Origin of the sequence: Rubricoccus marinus, from assembly GCF_002257665.1 — a bacterium.
GTDB lineage: Bacteria > Bacteroidota > Rhodothermia > Rhodothermales > Rubricoccaceae > Rubricoccus > Rubricoccus marinus.
The window spans coordinates 914,469-930,062 of record NZ_MQWB01000001.1; the positions used below are offsets into that span (position 1 = coordinate 914,469).

General features: G+C 70.2%; 10 protein-coding genes. 6 read left to right on the top strand and 4 right to left on the bottom strand.

Features of this window, described 5'->3' with window-relative positions:
• Positions 1–106: 106 nt before the first annotated feature.
• The 4 genes from BSZ36_RS03620 to BSZ36_RS18820 all read left to right on the top strand — a co-directional run bounded on the left by BSZ36_RS03620 (position 107) and on the right by BSZ36_RS18820 (position 4,886).
• Positions 107–874: a choice-of-anchor X domain-containing protein gene (locus tag BSZ36_RS03620; RefSeq protein WP_094546109.1), complete on the top strand. Its 768-nt coding sequence runs from the start codon at positions 107–109 to the stop codon at positions 872–874.
• Positions 875–2,539 (top strand): FlgD immunoglobulin-like domain containing protein, encoded by a 1,665-nt coding sequence (locus BSZ36_RS03625; RefSeq protein ID WP_094546111.1) that lies wholly within the window; start codon positions 875–877, stop codon positions 2,537–2,539.
• Positions 2,539–3,645, top strand: a complete 1,107-nt coding sequence (locus tag BSZ36_RS03630) for a PorV/PorQ family protein (RefSeq protein WP_094546113.1) — start codon at positions 2,539–2,541, stop codon at positions 3,643–3,645. Before BSZ36_RS03625 ends, BSZ36_RS03630 begins: the two co-directional genes overlap by 1 nt.
• Positions 3,646–3,902: 257 nt before the next feature.
• Positions 3,903–4,886, top strand: coding sequence for a hypothetical protein (locus BSZ36_RS18820; protein ID WP_143536740.1), 984 nt, complete (start codon positions 3,903–3,905; stop codon positions 4,884–4,886).
• Between the two features lie 27 nt (positions 4,887–4,913).
• Here BSZ36_RS18820 and BSZ36_RS03640 read toward each other — a convergent pair whose 3' ends face one another.
• Entirely contained in the window at positions 4,914–6,680 is a 1,767-nt protein-coding gene (locus BSZ36_RS03640) for a hypothetical protein (protein WP_094546117.1), read from the bottom strand.
• A 156-nt stretch (positions 6,681–6,836) separates the two neighbouring features.
• On the opposite strand from BSZ36_RS03640, the gene BSZ36_RS03645 reads away from it, so the two are divergent.
• Positions 6,837–7,949: a hypothetical protein gene (locus tag BSZ36_RS03645; RefSeq protein ID WP_094546119.1), complete on the top strand. Its 1,113-nt coding sequence runs from the start codon at positions 6,837–6,839 to the stop codon at positions 7,947–7,949.
• Positions 7,950–7,974: 25 nt separating this feature from the next.
• Here the strand turns inward: BSZ36_RS03645 and BSZ36_RS03650 are convergent, their stop codons facing one another.
• The gene (locus BSZ36_RS03650) at positions 7,975–8,766 is read right to left on the bottom strand and encodes a CPBP family intramembrane glutamic endopeptidase (protein ID WP_094546121.1); all 792 of its coding nucleotides are present in this window, start codon (positions 8,764–8,766) and stop codon (positions 7,975–7,977) included.
• 104 nt (positions 8,767–8,870) lie between these two features.
• Here BSZ36_RS03650 and BSZ36_RS03655 point away from each other — a divergent pair, with 104 nt between their 5' ends.
• Positions 8,871–10,700 (top strand): glycoside hydrolase family 3 protein, encoded by a 1,830-nt coding sequence (locus BSZ36_RS03655; protein ID WP_094546123.1) that lies wholly within the window; start codon positions 8,871–8,873, stop codon positions 10,698–10,700.
• 129 nt (positions 10,701–10,829) lie between these two features.
• Here BSZ36_RS03655 and BSZ36_RS03660 read toward each other — a convergent pair whose 3' ends face one another.
• Both BSZ36_RS03660 and BSZ36_RS03665 read right to left on the bottom strand, forming a co-directional pair.
• Positions 10,830–11,924 (bottom strand): quinone-dependent dihydroorotate dehydrogenase, encoded by a 1,095-nt coding sequence (locus BSZ36_RS03660; RefSeq protein ID WP_094546125.1) that lies wholly within the window; start codon positions 11,922–11,924, stop codon positions 10,830–10,832.
• A 110-nt stretch (positions 11,925–12,034) separates the two neighbouring features.
• On the bottom strand, positions 12,035–15,340 hold the full coding sequence (locus BSZ36_RS03665) for a PD40 domain-containing protein (RefSeq protein ID WP_179271003.1): 3,306 nt from the start codon (positions 15,338–15,340) through the stop codon (positions 12,035–12,037).
• Positions 15,341–15,594: the final 254 nt, after the last annotated feature.

A 15,594-nucleotide genomic window follows, 5' to 3' on the forward strand; every position in this document is an offset into this window, starting at 1 on the left:
GCCAGAGGCGCGCTAGGTTGGCCGCACACGCACCCCCGAGGCTCCCGACCGACCGCTACGCCCGTACCTTCGCCGCTCCCCCATCCCGACCTCGGGAACGAGCCTGATGCTCCGCGTTTTTCGGTCTGCCTCTTTTGCTGCCCTCGTCCTCGCCGCCGCGGCCTGTGACGACGCGCCCGGCGCTCGCGACCCGTTCGGGTCTCCGCCCGTCGTCTCCGCGTTCTCGTTCACGCCAGAGGCCTTCGAGGACGTGAGCGGCAACGCGACCATCACCGTCGAGCCGACGATCTCAGTCTCCGTCGCCGGTGGAAGTGGGGACATCACGGTCCGCGCGTTCGTGCGGGACCTGGACGGCGACGAACTGGTGGGCGAGGCCGACGCCTCTGGCGGCCCCGGCCGCTACGACCTCCGTCCCACGCTCACGCTCCCACGCGGCGCCGTCGGCGATTACGAGATCACGGTCACGACCGAGGACGCCAGCGGCGTGCCAGGCGACCGGGCCTCTGGCGTGTTCGCGTTCTCGTCCGTCTCGCTCGGGGCGCCCAGCGTAGCGGCGACGCAGGCCTCGCCCGCGACGGTCCAGCGTCCGGCCTCGGGCACGCAGGTGGTCACGCTGACCGCAAACGCGTCCGACCCCGATGGCCCCGCCAACCTCGCGCGCGTCGAACTGCGCGATCCCGCCAGCGGTGATGTGCTCTTCCGCTTCGCCGACGATGGGCAAGGCGGCGACGCGACGGCCGCGGACGGGCAGTACACGCTCCGTCTCGCCATCCGTAGCGGCTCCCCGACCGGGGTGTACGCCTTCCAGGCCGTCGCGGTGGACCGCACCGGACGGGAAAGCGTCCCCGCCGACGTCTCCTTTACCGTTCAGTAGATGCTCCGCCCGCTCTTTCGGCTCGCGCCTCTGGCGCTGCTTTTTCTCGCCGCTGGCGCCTCACCAGAGGCCTCGGCGCAACAGCCGATCACGACGGGCTACGGGACCGTGACGGGTCTGCCCACGGGCGCCCGCAACTCCGTCACGACGCTCGCCGAGGCCGACGGGCGGCTGTTCGCCGGCCCGCGCCTCGTCATCGTGGAGGCTGATGGCACGGTCCGCTTTGTGGGCAACAACGGCGCGCTGAACCCGGCGACCTCGGACCAGCCGCGCGCGTTCTCCATCGCCGCGCGTCCCGGTGGCCGCGTGCTCGTCGGCATCGGATTCACGGACGACGCCGATCCCGACACGCCGATCTCGACGGCTGCGGGCTTCGCGGTCTCGCAGGACGGCGGCCAGACCTTCGGCTACCGACCGGCCCCGCTCGACGCCTCGACCGACGTGACGGTCACCTACGGCGTCTCCACGCTCCGAGCCTCACCGATCTTCACGTCCGGCGACGCCGCCCCCTTCGATGTCGCCATCGACCCGGCCTCTGGCGACTTGTACTCCGCCAACGCCATCGCCGGGCTCCGCGTCTCGCGCGACGACGGCGCGACGTGGCAGCGCGTGGTCCTCCCGCCGGACACGCTCCGCACGATCACGCCAGAGGCCGCCTACGCCTTCCCGTACACGCCCGCAGGCGTCCAGCTTCCGGGCGCGACTGAGCCCGGCGACGTGTCGCTCTACGGCTTCAACTTTATCGCGTACTCGGTGCTCGTGGACGAGGAGGGGACCGTCTGGGCGGGCACGCTCGCAGGCCTCAACCGCGGCGAGGACAGCACCGTGGTGGCCTCTGGCGACCGCGCGTGGACGCGCTACGAGGCCGATGCGGCGCGGCCGAGCCCGGCGGGCAGCTTTATCGTCTCGCTGCAAGCGCGCGAGATCGACGGCGCCCGCGACGAGATCTGGATGGCGGCGTGGCCGAGCGGCCGCTCGCCCGACTTCGCGCCCAACGCGCCCGACGAGCGCTTCGGCGTCAGCATCTGGCGCGGCGACGACGAGAACGGCGAGGCCATCTTCGAGACGGTCCTCCTAGGCGAGCGCGTGTACGACCTCGCCTTCCGCGGCGAAGCGGCCTATGCAGCGGGCCAGAACGGCCTGTTCGTTTCCGATGACGCCGGCCGCGCGTGGCGTGCGCTCCGCTCTTTCCGCGACGCCTCGGGTGCCGTGCTCCCCATCCGCCCCGGCACGGGCGTGTTCAGCGTGAGCGTGACCGACGACGGCACGATCTGGGCCGGGACCGGCGACGGCCTCTTGCGGAGCGAAGACGGCGGCAGCACGTGGGCTCTCTTCCGCTCCAACGTGCCCACCAACCCCACGACCCTCGGCGAGGACACGCCAGAGGTGGAGGCCTACGCGTACCCCAACCCGTTCTCGCCGCGCTCAGACCGCCTCACGCGCATCCGCTTCGACCTCTTCAGCGCTGCCGATGTCCGCGTTCGCATCTTCGATTTCGGGATGCGTCTCGTGGCCGACATCGACGCGGGAACGAGGCGTTCCGGCGCCAACGAAGTCGAGTGGACCGGGACCGCCGACGGCGCTCGCGTCGCCAACGGCACGTACATCTACGTCGTGGACGCCGGGGACACGCAGCTCTCCGGCAAGATCCTGGTGCTGGACTGATGATGAGACTCCACGACACCCGTCCTGCCGCCTCTGGCGCCAGAGGCCTCCGCTCGGCACCGCGCCCTTCTATGCTCAAGCCTCTCGCGCCGGTCGCGCTTCTCCTCGCGCTCGCGCTTTCGCTCTCGCCAGAGGCCGCCGCGCAGGGGCCGGGCGCGTTCGCGCGGTTCGGCATGGGCGCCCGCGCGGCGGTCATGGGGCCACAGGTGGCGGACGTGTTCGGCGGCGCGAGCCCGTACCACAACCCGGCATTGGCGCCGTTTCAGCCGGGCCAGGGCGTCGAGATCTCGGGCGCGCTGCTCAGCTTTGACCGCGAGTGGCAGGCGGTACAGGTGGGCGCACCTCTCCGGCCCCGTGCAGGCATCGCCGCTGGCGTCGTGCGCGGCGCCGTGACGGGCATCGACGGGCGCGACGAGAGCGGCTACGCGACGGGCGAGTTCTCCACGAGCGACCTGGGCTTTTTTGTCGCCTTCGGGACCCAGTTCTCCAAGGCAGTCTCGGCAGGCGTCGGCTTCCGCATCTACCGCAGCGACCTCGTCGAAAGCATCCGCCCGCCGACGGCGCTCGGCGTCAACGCCGGCCTCGCGCTGCGCCCGACGGACCGGCTTGCGGTCGGCCTGGCCGTCGAGGACCTGTTCGCGGCCTACAACTGGAACGCGTCGCCTGCAGGTGGCGGGACGGTAAAGGACCGTTTTCCTGTGCGCCTGCGCGGCGGCGCGGCGTACCTCCTCGGGCCGGCCTCTGGCGCAGGCCGGACGGTGATCGCCGCCGAGGTGGAGACGCAGGTGCAGTCCACCGAGGCACGCACCCCAGGCGGCATCGGCACGACAGGCGGCTTCCCGATTGAGCAAACCGACGAGGCGGACCTGCGAGTCGCAGACGTGATGGCACGCGTCGGCGTGGAGCACCGCGTCGTGGAGCCCCTGGCGCTGCGCATCGGCGTGGACCGGCTGTTCCTGGGCGACTCCGGCGAGATCCGCCCGAGCGCGGGCTTCTCCGTCAGCCCCACACTGGGCGAACTCGACCTCCGCATCGACTACGCGGCCACGCTGGAGCCTTTCGGGACCGGCGTCGCGCAGACGGCGACGCTGCGGCTCAACCTCTAGGAGGGAGTGGGGATACGGAATGGAGGGGTATGGCGCCAGAGGCTACTGGCGCCGGGCACACGCGATGGGATGGCGCCAGAGGCCTCTGGCGCGTGATCATGGGTTGACACTACGGTTTGGATATGCGCGCATTCGTCTTTCTGCTTCTCCTGTTAGCCTGTGGCGCGTCCGCGCAATCCGGTCTGTCTCTTGGATTGGGGCCTGCGTCGGGTCTGAACGGCCCGGCCAAGTACACGGAGCTTCGGGGCCGGATCGCGTTGACGCCGCTCCTCTCCATCGAGCCGACAGTGGGAGGAACCGTGCAAGAGGGCATTCCTCTCGATTGCTCGCGCGACGTCTGTTCAGATCGCGCGTCCTATGATTCCGGGTACGCCGAAAGCCTCGCACTCGGTGCCGCACTAACGTTTCGCGCGCCAGAGGCGGCATTGCCCGGGCCTCTGGCTTCGGCGCATGTAGGCCTTCTGGGGCAGTGGGAAATCTCCAATTATGAGCAAGATGCGCTGCGCTACGGCGCTGAATTTGGAGCGGACGCGTACGTCGCGGGAGGGTTTACGGTGGGGGCGCTGCTCCAAGCATCTGCGCGGGTCGGTGGACCGAGTCGCTTCGCGTGTTTTGGCGACAGGGCGTCTACGCTGTGCCGGGTCAGCCTCGCGCCGATGCTCCGCATGGGCTACACGCCAGCGGCCAAAGACCGCCGGGCCTCTAGCGATACGCGCCGCGCGCGGTTCAGCGTGGCCTCTGGCGTCGCGAGCGGGTATAAGGCCGGCGCCACGCAGAGCGAGATGCGGCTGAGCCTACCTGTCGGCAAGGCGCTCTATTTCGAGCCTGCCGTCGCGTACACCGCCGTGCGCGGCTACGACGCGTTCCCGAACTGCGCCCCGGGCCAGACCTGCGCCCCGGTCCGCAAGAACGGCGACGACGCGGTTTCGCTCGGCGTCGGCGTCTCCGCCCACAGCGGACGGGTCCGCGTCTCCACGGTCTCTCTGGCAGACATGTACGTCGGGACTTCGGTGTACGTCAACAACCCCTGGAACAGCGAATCTGCTGACTCACGCCTCACGCTTCTCGCAGGTGCGGCCGTGCCGCTCGCCAGAGGCCTCGCGCTAGGCGCGGAGGTCCAGGCGGCGTCCTACGCCTGGACCTCATCCAGCGAGACAGCGTTTCCGACGTACGACGGTTGGGTTGTCGAGCGCGGCCGCTTCTCCCTCGCACCCATGCTGCGGCTCACCGTCGGAGGCTGACAGCCGCCGCCTCTGGTGCCAGAGGCCTCACTCGACGGGCCGGATGGTCCGGAGCACGGTCGCGCCCTTCGGGGCCGCTGGCGTTCCCTCGGTGTGCGCAGGCGCCATTGCCTCGAACTCCAAGTGCTCCACGATCGCGAGCGAGCCGTCCGCCAGTGGTCGCGCGGCGAGGAGGGTCTGGAGCGCGGCGCGGTCCGGGTCGCGCCCGTCTCGCGTGCTGGCGAAGCCGGAGCCGGTGACGCGCTCGGCGGTCTCGTCGGCGTAGCCGAAGCGGTAGAGGACCGTTCCGCCAGGCTCGACGCTCATCCTGCCGGCGTCGTACACCTGCACGCCGAGGGCCGAGCGGTCGGCGACGTACAGCGCCTCTGGCGCGAACGCCGCGACCTCCAGCGCGGCGCTGTCCTCGTTGAACGCGCCCAGAGCTAGCACGCCGAGGTCCACGATGTGGAGGCCGCTCGGAGTGGCGAGGGCCGCGCCGCCCGGGACGTGGTGGAGGCGGTGCTCCTCGCCCGGCGTGAGGCGGAGATCAGGCCCCCACGTCGCCTCGCCTCTGGCGAGCCGCACCAGACGGTACGCGCCGGCGTGCGGCTCCTCCAGCGACGCAAACTGCACGAGCGCGACGAACACGCTGTCACCGAAAGCCAACGCGGTTTCGACGCCGCCCAACATCTTTGGGTTGTAACCCGCGAGAAGCCGCCACTTCGGGGGCGTGTCCGTGTCGTCAGCGCGTTGCGCGGATACCTGGGCGACGGTGGTGTCGAAGATGTTGGGGAGGAACTGGAGGGAGACGAGCCACGGCTGCCCCTCGGGGTCCAGCGCGTAGGCGCCAGAGGCCACGGGGAGGCCGCTGCTCATCATCTGCTGCGCGAAGGACGCGGACTCGCCGAGGTCACGGCCTCCGTACCACGCTGTTTCAGGCGCGTCGCGAAGAACGGCGAGCGTCCGCACCTCGACGGGCGCGCCTGTTCGAGCTTCGTCTGCACCGAGCGTCCGGAGTTGGGGCCGGAACAGCGTCGCCGCGAGCGACGCCAGAGGCTCGGGCGGCGCGTCGGCGTAGAGCAGGCGGTGGCGCTCGAAAAACGCCGACGCGTACGGCATGAGCGAGGCCGGGTCCGCCGTCGGGTTCTGCACCACGATCTCGCGGCAATTTGAGAGCAGGGCCTCTCGCGAAGGCATCGCGTAGCGGAGCGGCTGAGGAACGCCCGCATTCAGCGTCGCGGTCACCCGCAGGTACCTCTGGCGCAGGTCCGCGAAGCGCGCGTCGTCTCGCGCGAGTCGGTCCAGGATGCCCGCGGCGACGCGGTCCGCCAGAAGCTCCTGGCAGTTGACGTTGCCATCGTCCGTGCGCGGGTTGACGGTGTAGCGGTAGGCGAGGGCGTGCCCAAGCTCGTGCGCGGCGAGGACGACCTGATTGAACGCCGCCATCTGCGCGGCCTCTGGCGCGCCAGCGAAGTGCTCTTGCGGATCCCACGCGCCCCTCGTCAGCAACGCGCTCCAGGTGCTCCAATACGCCAGCGCCTGCGCCTCGGTCGGGATATCGCTGATCGCGACGACATGCTCCGGCGGCACGTACAGGTTGAACGGCTGGTCGAAGCGCTGGGTGCGCCAACGAAGGTCGTCCGGGAGATCCAGGCCCGCGTCGCGAATCACATCTGCGAGCACCGCTCCGGCTTCCGCGATGTCGGCGGTCTGCATCGCGCGCCAGAGGCGGCGGCTGTCCGGCGTTGAGGCTTCTGGCGAAGGCTGGGCAGCGGCGCCAGAGGCGAGCAGGAGAAGCGCGAGGGCGAAGCGCATGGGAGCGGGTGCAGGCTGAGCCGAGTCTAGGCCTCTGGCGCGGCCCCGCGCTCCCGAGAATGGGGGAGGGGGCGAACGCTCCGAAATAGAAGGCGGCGTGCAGCGCTGCGCGCGCGGCCTCCGTAGTCGCAGGTGACCTCACGCACCTTCGTCTCCATGCGCGTCCTTTTCGCCTGCCTCGCGTTCGCCCTCGCCTCTGGCGCGAGCGCCCAGACCTCGGACGTCCTCGCGGGCACGTCGTTGGGCGCCGGCCCGGCGACCGGCTTCGAGAGCGCGGCGACCTATGCCGAACTCCGCGAGCGCATCGCGATCTCGCCCGTGCTCGCGATTGAGCCGCTGTTCGGCGTGAGCGTGGAGAGCGGCTACATGGAGGTCGATCCGTGCCTGTTTCCGCCGTGCTCGGAAAGCCGTCGCGGTGAGACCGTCCGGCTCGGCCCCGGCGCGGCGCTCACGCTCCGGGCGCCAGAGGCCGCGCTGCCCGGGCCTCTGGCGGACGCCCATGTCGGCGTGCTCGGGCAGTATTCGACGGCGGCCTACGAGCGCGACGAACTCCGCTACGGGATGGAAGCCGGCGTGGCCTTCCGCGTCGCCCGAGGCCTCACGCTGGGGGCCGATGTGCAGGCGGCGCGCTACGCCGGCCGCGACGTTCGCGGTGTGGAGTTCGACGGGCAGGTGCAGCGTGGGCCTCTGGCGGTGCGGCGCACAAGCGTGGTGCCGATGCTGCGCGTCGCCTACAACCCAAGCGCCCCACGCGGCGCTTCGGGGCCGGCGCCAGAGTTCCGCACGGCCTACAGCCTCGCCTCTGGCGTGGCGACAGGCTTCCGCGGCGGTGCGGTCCAGACCGAGCTTCGCGCGAGCATTCCCATCGGGCCGGGGGCACTCGCGTTTGAACCCGCCCTCGCGTGGACGGCCGCGTCCGATGAGGTCCTGTTTCCACACTGCCAGCCCAACTCGCCCTGCCCGCCGTACCGCAACGAAGGCGCCGATGCGCTCTCGCTTGGCGCGGGCCTGACCGGACACAGTGGGCGCCTCCGCGTGGCCGGCGTGCCTCTGGCGGACGCGCACCTGGGCGCGAGCGTCTACCTCGTCAACCCGACGGCGGCGGACGCGGGCGAGCTTCGCTTCGCGATCCTCTCGGGCGTATCGGTCCCGGTCGCCAGAGGCGTGGCGCTGGGCGTGGAGGTGCAGGCGGCGGCGTACTCGGAGGCGCAGCAGGACCGCGAACTCGTCTCGCTCGTGCCAATGGTGCGTTTGGCGGTGGGCGGGTAGGCCTCTGGCGCCAGAGGGGGTCCGTCTAAAAGCCTTTCAGGGCTTCCATCAGCGCATTCAGCCCCACGCCAGAGGCGCCGGTCCGCGCACGGAGCGTGGCGAAAAGGTCCAGCGCGACCATCTGCGCGGCGTGGATGGGGACCGCGATCCAGAACGAGCGGCAGCGCCAGACGAGCGCGCCCAGCGCGAGCCCGCCCAGAACCGACAGGTACGCCTCGGCCGCCGGCTTCTCGGCGTGGAGAATCGCGAACGGAACCGTCTGGATCACGATCGCCAGAGGCGCCCCCACCGCCCGCGCCGTGCCGAAAAGCGTGAACCCGCGCCAGAGGTACTCCCAGCCCATCCAGTAGAACAGGAACAGCAGCTCGTACGCGATGAACGCGCCCCAATCGGACTGCGCGCCGGGATAATGCGGGTACTGGCGCTGGAACTCCGCGCCGTCGGAGAGCACCCACGTGCCGACGATCACGAGCGGGAGGTAGAGCGCCGCGATCACGCTCGCGAGCTTCCAGTCTCCCAGGCCCAGCCCAGCCTCTCGCGGCGTGAGCCGGAAGCCCACGAGCAGGATCAGGACCGGAATCACGAACCCGGTGATGCCCTGGAGACCGAACCACCACGCCCAGCCGCCGAGCTCCGGGTCCTCGAATCCCAGGAAGTTGTCCAGACCGCGGTACACGCTGCGCCCGCCGATCTGAAGCTGGAGCAGCACGAGCAGCGTCGCCGCGATCATCACCGTCGCGGCGATCCATTGGTCGCGGGTAAGGGACGCGAGCGTGGCTCTCAGGCCTTGCCACTCGGCTCGGAGGCGGTCTATCATGCGCGGGTGATGGCGGCGGGGCGGCCCGTGGCACGGCCGTTGTTAGGGGCCCGAATCTACCGCCAGAGGCCTCTGGCGAGGGGCCGCACGCCCCGCCTCTCCCTATGCGCAGATCTCCGCTTTTCTATGTATCTCTGGCGCTCGCCCTCGTGGCGACGGCGCCTCTGGCGGGGTGCCGCATCGAGCGCGGGGACGCTGTGGCGGCGGGGGCGGCGCCAGAGGCCACGGCCGGGGTGAGCGCTGCGGCGCGCGACCGGAGTCGGCTGGACAGCCTGCTCGCGCCGTACGGGCCGTTGGGGGCGTCGCGGCGGACGGTACCCATGACGGAGGCCGAGGCGTGGGCCGATTCCGTCCTCGCGGGGCTCACGCTGGACGAGAAGCTGGGCCAGATGCTCATCGTGGACCTCAACCCGCGGTTCTTGACCGGCGCCAGAAGCCTGGAGCAGGTCGCGCGCGAGTGGAAGGTGGGCGGCTTCCACGTGCCGCGCCGGATGGTGCCGCGCGAGATCCTGCGCACCACGAACCGGCTGCAAGAGGCCTCTGGCGTCCCGCTGTTCTTTACCGCCGACTACGAGTGGGGCCCCGGGCAACCCGGCACGCCGCTGACCGAACTCCCAGCCGCGATGGCGTTCGGCGCCGCGAACGACCCGCTGCTGGTAGAGGCCGCGGGCGCCGTGAGCGCCATCGAGGCGCGTGCGCTGGGCGTCAACGTGCTGTTCGCGCCCGTGGCGGATGTCAACAACAACCCGCGCAACCCGATCATCAACACGCGCTCGTTCGGCGACGATCCGCGAGCGGTGGGACGCATGGCGGCGGCGTACGTGCGCGGCGCGCAGAGCCACGGCGTGCTCGCTACGCTTAAACACTTCCCCGGCCACGGCAACACGGGCACGGACACCCACCTCGCCTTCGACGCGGTCCCGGGCGATTGGGGCAGCCTCGCTCTTACCGAACTCGGCCCGTACCGCGAGGCCCTTGCGGAAAAGCCGGGCTTCGTCATGAGCGCGCACCTCTGGATGCGCGCGCTGGACGCCGAGGCCACGCCCGCCACGTTTAGCCGCGCCGCGCTCCACAGCCTCTTGCGCGACAGCCTCGGCTACGAGGGGATCGTCACGACTGACGCCATCCACATGGGAGCGCTCACCTCGCGCTACACCTTCGAGGAGCGCATCCTGCGCCCCATCCACGCCGGCGCCGACGTGATCCTCAATACCTACGATCCGAAGCGCGCACTCGCCGTCCTCCGCGAGGCCGTCGCCAGAGGCGAACTGGACGAGGCGCGCATCGACGCCTCCGTGCGCCGGCTGCTCACCCAGAAGGCGCGGCTCGGGCTGCACCGCCAGAGGCAGGAGCCGCCGGGGCGCCTGAGCACGCTTCTGGCGCGAAGCAGAGGCGAGCGCGTGGCGGAGGCTGTGGCGCGAACGTCGGTCACGCTCGTCGAGCCCGGCCCGCTGCCTCTGGCGCCGGGTGCGCGCGTGGCCGTCGTCCAGCTCGCCAACTTCGACGCGCGCCGCGCCACCTCCCGGTTGGAAGAAGACCTCCGCCTCGCGGGCGTCGACGTGCTGCCTCTGGCGCCCGAGGCGCGGTCTGTCGACGAAGTGCGGCGCGCGGACGCGCTCGTGATCGGCGTGCACCTCCAGGTGGTGCCGGGGCAGCAGCCCTCGCTCACGCCCGAGCAATTCCTGGCCATCGACGCGATCCTCTCCAGCGGCACGCCCGCGGTCGTCGTCCTCTTTGGCAACCCGTACGCCGCGCTGGAGCTCAACGTCTCCACCGGTCTCATCGTCGCGTACGACGGCATCCCGACCACTGCCAGCGCCGTCGCCGACGTGCTCTTGGGCCGCGCGCCCTCGCCGGGGCGCCTGCCCGTCGCGCTCCCTGGGCGCTACGCCAGAGGCCGCTCGCTCGTGGCGCCGGTGGCGCGTGTGCGGTGAGGGGAGCATAGGAGCGCGGCCCCTGGTCCGCCCTGGCGCCAGAGGCAAGTGCGAGGTATCACTGCTCGAAGCCGACCGCCAGAGGCCTGCGCGTCTGCCTCTTACGCATCACGCAGTACGCATCACGTCCTACGCGTCCAGCCCGACTGCTTCCGAAATAGCCCCGAGGCCGTCGCGGTCTAACAAACGCACGAGGCCTTTGTGGATGCGCTGCACGAGTCCTGGCCCCTCGTACACCAGCCCCGTGTAGACCTCCACCAGACTCGCGCCCAGCCGTATGCGCCGGTACGCCGCCTCTGGCGAGGCGATGCCACCGACGCCGATGATCGGCACCTCGCCGGAGGTCGTTCGGTACAGGTGGCGCACGAGCGCGTCGGCTCGCGCCGCCAGAGGCGCGCCCGAAAGCCCGCCGTTGCCGATCCGCGTGAGGTCGGCCGCTGGCGTTCGGAGCCCGTCGCGGTCGCCGGCGGTGTTCGTCGTCACGAAGCCGGCCACGCCGTGCTCCCTACACAGCGCCACGATCTCGTCCACGGCCCCGGCATCGACGCCAGAGGCGGCAGGTGGGGAAAGCTTGACGAGGACCGGGACGGCGTTGCGCTGCCTCTGACGCTCGCCCATGACGGCGCCGAGAAGCGCGTCCAGCGCGGTGCAGTCCTCGAAGGTCTTGCCTTCGGCGGTGTTCGGGCACGAGACGTTGAGCACCAACAGGTCCGCGTGCGGCAGCACGTGCTCCACGGACCGCCGGAAGTCCTCTACGCCTGCGTCGCCCAGGATGTCCGGGCTGTGCGTTTTCGCGACGTTGACGGCCAGGACGAAGCCCTCTGGCGTGAGCGCGTCCGCTAGGCGGTCCGCTATGACGGCCGCGCCGTCGTTGTTGAGGCCCATCCGATTTACGAGCGCCTCATCGTGTGGCAGGCGGAACGCGCGCGGCTTCGGGTTTCCGCCAGAGGCCAGCGCGGTGACAGACCCGATCTCGGCGAAACCAAAGCCCATCGCGGGCCACAGGCGGAGGCCTCTGGCGTTCTTGTCAAACCCGGCCGCGAGGCCGACCGGCGCGTCGAAGCGGAGGCCCCAGAGCGTTTGGGCAAGCCGTGGGTCTCGCCATCCGTACATCGCGCGGACGGCGCCGGGCGCGAGTGAACCGAGGCGGACGGCGCCCATGCCGAGACCGTGGGCGCGTTCGGCGTCGGCGCGGAAGAGGAGGGGGCGGACGAGGCGGTACACGGGCGCAAGCGAAACGGCCCGGCAGGATACCGCCAGAGGCGGACCCACCGGGCCGTTGATCTTTCCAAACGCGGCCTCTGGCGCCACAGGCCTGCGCCAGAGGCGGACGCCTACCAGCCGGGCGTGAAGTTGACGCCGAAGACGAGGTCCTTGTCCGAGCGCGAGAAGGGGACGGCGAGGTACGGCTCCAAGACAATCGCGCCCAGCACGCTCACGCGAAGCGACGCGCCGGCCGAGAAGATCGGCTTCTGCTCGCTGAACGGGGTGCCGAGGGTCTGCGTCCCGCCGCCGAAGATGTCCTCGCGCTCCAGGATCGTGCCCCAGGCCATGCCCGCGTCCGCGAAGAACGTGAGCTCGGTCGGGAGGTACGGGAAGTTGAGGAGGCCAAGCTGCGGGACGCCGAGAAGCGGCACCCGGAGCTCCGCCGTCGCGAGGCCCATCTTGCTGCCGAACAGGCGGTCCTCGAAGTCGGCGTAGGCGGACTCGTCGCTCCCGACGCTGACGCCAGTGAACGAGTTGTAGGAGTAGCCGCGCACAAACGAGCCGTAGCCCAGGAAGATCGGGCGCAAGCGGCCCGAGCTCGCGTCACCGCCGTAGCGGCCGTAGTGGAAGCCTCGGAGGGCGAGCGTGACGGGCACGCGCTGCGGCAGGAAGTCCGGGCGCAGCATCCGGTACGTCCGGGCGTCCGCCGTCGCCGTGGCGAGGTTCAGCGTGCCGAACGTGCCATCGACGCCAAAGCGGTAGCGCGAGCCGCGGATGGGGGAGACAAAGCCGAAGTAGGAGTTGTCCCCGACGAACGCCGTTCCGGCTTCGAAGAGGTGCAGCGCGTCGAAATCCAGCACCTCGCCGTCGTCGCCTCTGACGGGCTTGCGTCCGGTATATGAGCACTGGTCCGCGATGGAGAAATCGCACTCCAGCCGGTTGCCAGAATCGTCGGTGCGAAGCGAGCGGAGTTCGAGGAACTCCAGGTCGTAGCCGATGCGGGTGTAGCCGCCCTGCGCTTCGAAGCGCTGGGACTGGTTGAGCGGGTACTCGCTGAGCCCCTGCACCTGCGTCTGGTACGTCCGGTAGTAGTAGTTCGTCCGGTACTCGCCGTTTTCGTCGCCGCAGAACGGGCCGTTGCTGCCAGGGCTACAGCCCCCGAACACCTGGAGGTACGGTACCTGGCCCACAAGCGCGCCGTACGTCAGCCGCTTGGAGCGGTTGAGGTAGAGCGCCTGCCCGCCGATGTCCTGCACGCTCCCGTTCGCGCTGACCGCGACGCCGAGCACGTTGTCGGAGAGCTGGTCCGAGAAGAGGAACTGGATGCCGCCCGCGATGCCGAAGCCGGAGCCGTAGGAACCCCCGCTGTAGCCTGCGCCGACCTGCGGCTGGCTCACGTAGTCCAGCGACAGCTTGGGCCGGTAGCCACGGGTCGGGAACGTCATGGTCTCCGGAAGGCCGGCCTGAGCGTCCGCGAGGTAGCCTTGGACGGTGCTGCGCCCGAGCGCGTTGGCCGGGGGCAGGATCGCCGCGCCAGAGGCCGCCACGGGCGTGATCGGTGTGCCTTGCGCGTCTTCCTCCGCGAGGCGGTAGACCGAGTAGCGCTGCGCCTCGAAGACCGAGTACGCCAGCGCGCCGGTGCCTCTGGCGACCGAGATCGCAGGCGAGAGGTCCGCGATGCCCGCCACGCCCGTCGCGAGGTCGGTTACCTGGAAGAGGTCGCCGCTCTCGAGGACCAGGCGGTAGATGTCGTTAAAGCCTCCGCGGTCGGAGATGAAGTACAGGCTTTCACCGTCGCGGCTCCAGGCCGGGTTGATGTGCTTGTTGCCAGCGAAGAGCGTGAGGCTCTCGATCTCGCCAGAGGCCGTGTCGAGGATCGCGAGGCGGACCGGCGCGAACGTCAGGCGCTCGAAGTCCGTGCCCGGCCCGCGGTCGGTGACGAACGCGATGCGGCGGCCGTCCGGGTGCCATGACGGCTGGAGGTCGGTATAGCGGTCGTTGGTGAGCTGGCGTACGTCGCCAGAGGCGAGATCCACGACGTAGAGGTCGGTGATGCCGCCCTTGACGCCTGCGAAGGCGATCTTCGAGCCGTCGGGGCTCCACGTTGGGTCCTTGATCGCGCCAATGCCAGCGACCTTGATGCGGCGCACGACGTCGCGGGCCTGCACGTTCAGGATCGCGATCTCGTTGTCGCCGCCAGCGAAGACAACGTATGCGAAGCGGTCGCCGGTCGGGCTCCACGTGCCGGCGCTCTCGATAAAGCGGATGGCGTCGAAGTGCGCGTTCGTGCCCACCTCTTCAAGCTTGGAGATCACCTCGCCGGTCTCGGCGTCGGCGAGGAAGAGGTCGATGCCGAACAGGTCGCGCTCGGAGAGGAACGCGATGCTCTTGCCATCGGGCGAGAGCTGCGGCGCGATGGAGATGTTGCCCGAGTCACGCTCGCGCGCCAGAAGCCGCTCGGCAGTGATGCGCGGATACTCCTCCGGGTAGGCGATGCCCGGCGGACGCGGGACGCGCTCGTCGCGCTCTTTGCGGGCGTTTTCGGCCACGCGCTCGCGGTAGCGCTCGATCTCTTCCTGCACCTGCGGCGTGAGCTCGGGGCGGGGGACGGAGCGGCCGTCGGCAGGCGGTACGAGCTGCTCGCGGAGGGCCGCTACCCAGCGCTCAGAGAGGTCGTCGGGAGAGAGTCCGGAGATGGTGACAAGCGCGGAGTCCAGGGGCATCTCCAAGGCCGACTTAAACATCCGCACGCCGGCCTCGTCGCCATAAGTGCCGGCCACGAACGCCCAGAAGGGCTGCCCGTACTGGTACTCGTTGAAGCGGGGGTTCTCCTGGAGATCCGTGATCGTCGGGAAGTCGTCGCGCAGGACGGCGTCGCGCATCCACATCGCGGTAAGCGCGTCCTCGCGGCCCACGGAGTAATACTCCGCCATGCCCTCAATGACGAAGAGGGGGAGCCGGACGAACTGCTGGAACGTGTCGTTGCGCAGCGCGATGTCGTACTGGAACTGGTGGACGAGCTCGTGGCCGAGCACGTGGTCGGTTTCAGCGTAGGAGCCAGCCATCGGCAGCACGACCCTCTGGCGCAGGCCCTCGGTCACACCCTGCGTGCCCTCGCCGATGTTGGCGATGTTGGTCTGCCGGAAGTCCGCATCGTCGGCGTAGAGGATGATCGACTTCCGCTCATCGAACTCGTGGTCGAGGATGGAGGAGAGCCGGTCGTACCAGCGCTCGGCCATGCGGCCGACATCCATCGCGGCCTTCTCTTCTTCCGCGTAGTAGTAGATGTCGAAGTGCTCGGTCTCGAGAACGGTGAAGTCGAAATCGTCGTAGCGGACTTTGTTGCGACCGAAGTACTGCGCCTCGGCGGGCACGGGCGCCAGGAGCGCGAGGACGATCACCGCGCCGAGCGCGAGGAGGGGAAAACGTGTCATGGGGAAGCGTAGGGGTCGCGCATCAAGCCGTGCGAGCCGGCGGCGGGGGTACACCGGGGGCTCCGATGTGCCCCGCGGACCGTGTACCCCGGACGGTGGGGCTTGTTCTGGCGGGATTTGTTGCTGCACCAACGGGGGAGGCCCGGCGCCGATGCCTGGGGCGCCCATTTGTGCCCCAGCCTCTGGCGCGGGCGGCCAAGCGGCGCGGGGCACGCGGCCTCTGGCGCCAGAGGCCAGGGCTTCGGAAGTCCTTG

Excerpts from the sequence above, each read along its gene's own strand:
- BSZ36_RS03650 (WP_094546121.1), bottom strand. The coding sequence starts at position 8,766 with ATGATAGACCGCCTCCGAGCCGAGTGGCAAGGCCTGAGAGCCACGCTC.
- BSZ36_RS03655 (WP_094546123.1), top strand. The coding sequence starts at position 8,871 with ATGCGCAGATCTCCGCTTTTCTATGTATCTCTGGCGCTCGCCCTCGTG.
- BSZ36_RS03630 (WP_094546113.1), top strand. The coding sequence starts at position 2,539 with ATGATGAGACTCCACGACACCCGTCCTGCCGCCTCTGGCGCCAGAGGC.
- BSZ36_RS03645 (WP_094546119.1), top strand. The coding sequence starts at position 6,837 with ATGCGCGTCCTTTTCGCCTGCCTCGCGTTCGCCCTCGCCTCTGGCGCG.
- BSZ36_RS03665 (WP_179271003.1), bottom strand. The coding sequence starts at position 15,340 with ATGACACGTTTTCCCCTCCTCGCGCTCGGCGCGGTGATCGTCCTCGCG.
- BSZ36_RS03625 (WP_094546111.1), top strand. The coding sequence starts at position 875 with ATGCTCCGCCCGCTCTTTCGGCTCGCGCCTCTGGCGCTGCTTTTTCTC.
- BSZ36_RS03640 (WP_094546117.1), bottom strand. The coding sequence starts at position 6,680 with ATGCGCTTCGCCCTCGCGCTTCTCCTGCTCGCCTCTGGCGCCGCTGCC.
- BSZ36_RS03620 (WP_094546109.1), top strand. The coding sequence starts at position 107 with ATGCTCCGCGTTTTTCGGTCTGCCTCTTTTGCTGCCCTCGTCCTCGCC.